Source organism: Arthrobacter sp. NPDC057009 (genome assembly GCF_042673905.1).
Classification (GTDB): Bacteria; Actinomycetota; Actinomycetes; order Actinomycetales; family Micrococcaceae; genus Arthrobacter.
In genome coordinates this window covers 1-2,256 of record NZ_JBHUSB010000051.1, presented here as the reverse complement: position 1 = coordinate 2,256, position 2,256 = coordinate 1, and the positions used below count along the sequence as shown (strand labels likewise).

The following is a 2,256-nucleotide window of genomic DNA, read 5'->3' as shown; positions in this document are numbered from 1 at the left end:
AGGCTATTTTGAAAGGGGATCCGCCGCCCGGTTACCAGCTCCTCGCTGGCCTCCCTCGCGGCGACTCAGAAAACAATACACCCACCCCACCCCCAAAGCAACCCAACCAAAAACCCGCGCAACGCACACTGAAACCCTTGAGTTACCGCGGTTTTTGGGCCCTCGAGGGGGTCAATGACGCCAACCAGGGTCCAAACCAGTTTTATGCAGCGCGTCACAGTCGAACACATGCTCCGGGCCGGCAGCTGTTCCCCGCGCACCGGACGTGCTCCCACCCCAACCCAGCCGCACGGCCGGCGGGGCCCCTGCCGGCCGGCACCCCCAGCCTCCAGGGACTGCACCCGAAACCGCAGCCTCCACAACCCACGTCCCAGCAAAATGCTCCGGCAGGCTGCCGCGGTGAAGTTACTCACCCCGACGCCGCGCCCCGGCTCCGGGCACCATCGGTCCGATAGGCAGGCCAGCCCGCCCAGGAACGCCGACGATGTCACGAGCCCCATCCTGCAACTCCCCCATCCCCCAGATCCCGCTGCCCCGCCAGAGGACAGGGGCAGTGGCGGTGGCGGGGCCAAGGCGGCCACCGGCCCGTCAAACCCACAGGATCCACTGGCCTTTAAACGGCCCAGGCCCCGGACGGGTACCGAACGGGGCCTGGGGCAGGTGGTGTCTTAAATGGGCCCTTCGCAGATGAGCGTGGTTAGGGCCGTCTGACGCCGGGGCGGGGAATGTGTTCTGATGCCGCTGCGGCGTGGTGCGGAAGGAGAGAGGTCAGGGCCTCTTTGAATTGGTAGCGACCAAGCTTCCAAGTAAAAAGAGACCCTGATATGCCCAATGCTACTTCCTGTCCGGGCGGTCGTTGGTGCGAGCGGGCCGACGCGCTTCTTGGTGTCGAAGGTATCCACGTCTGCTCTGTCACCGCGGCCGGGACCGGCCTGGTTCTGCACGTCGAGACAGCTGAAACTGTCAGCGGCTGTCCGGACTGCGGCGTCGTCGCGATCGGGCACGGCCGCCGGCCGGTCCGGCTCCATGACACCCCGTGTTTCGGCCGTCCGGTGCGGCTGCTGTGGGCCAAGCGTGTCTGGCGCTGCCCGGACCCTGACTGCCCGAGAACCACGTTCACCGAAGAGCACGAGTTGGCCGGGCCCCCGGGCGAAACTCACTGCCAGGGCCGTGGCGTGGGCGACCGACGGGCTGCAGCGTTTCGACACCTCGGTCTCCGCCCTGGCCCACCAGCTCGGTGTCTCCTGGCACACCGTCTGGGACGCCATCAAGGCCGAGGCCGCCCGGCGGATCGCAACGGCCGGCAGGCTGACAGGAGTGGACGCGCTCGGCGTGGACGAGCAGGTCTGGTCCCACACCGGCCCGCCCGGATCCGGGATGGTCACCGGGATCGTGGATCACACCCGCGACGACCAAGGTGTGGTCCATGCCCGGTTGCTGGACCTTGTTCCGGGCCGGTCCGGTAAGGCCTACGCCGACTGGCTCAAAGACCGCGGCGAGGAATTCACGGCCGGCATCAAAACCGCGGCGCTGGATCCGTTCCGCGGCTACGCCAACGCGATCCGCGACGAACTGCCCGAAGCCATCACCGTGCTGGACGTGTTCCACGTCGTGAAGCTCGGATCGGCCATGGTCGATGAGGTCCGCCGCCGGGTCCAGCAGGACACCCTCGGGCACCGCGGCCGCAAGGGCGACCCGCTCTTCGGCATCTGCAGGACTCTGCAGATCGGTGTCGAACACCTCACCGACAAACAATCCGCCCGGCTCGACGCCAAGCTCGCTCTCGGCGACCCGGACCACGAGGTCACCCTGGCCTGGCAGTGCTACCAGAAGCTCCGCCACATCTACCACGCGAGCTCTGCCCGGGGCAGGGAACTCGTCAACGAAGTCATCGGTTCATTTCCGGCCTGCCCGATTCCGGAGATCGCCCGGCTGGGCCGCACCCTCAAGCAATGGAAGGCAGCGATCCTGGCCTACTTCGATACCTTCGGCGCTTCAAACGGCCCCACCGAGGCGATCAATGGCGTCATCGAAACCACCCGCAGAATCGCCCGCGGCTTCCGCAACTTCACCAACTACAGGCTCAGATGCCTACTCGCCGCCGGCGGCCACCGCCCCTACCGAATCAAACAAACGAACCATGCCTAAATGCGAAGGGCCTTTAAATGCGGGAGAGCCCCGACCAGGTGACTGGTTGGGGCTCTCGACCTAATGGTTGTCCGGCGGTGACCTACTCTCCCACACCCTCCCGGGTGC

Annotated in this window: 1 protein-coding gene and 1 pseudogene; both read left to right on the top strand. The window is 66.5% G+C overall.

From position 1 onward, the window contains the following. Positions 1-824: 824 nt before the first annotated feature. Positions 825-1,034, top strand: a pseudogene (locus tag ACFTR6_RS22040) (ISL3 family transposase); the annotation flags it as partial. Between the two features lie 136 nt (positions 1,035-1,170). After that, entirely contained in the window at positions 1,171-2,148 is a 978-nt protein-coding gene (locus ACFTR6_RS22035) for an ISL3 family transposase (RefSeq protein WP_377959477.1), read from the top strand. Positions 2,149-2,256 lie beyond the last annotated feature (108 nt).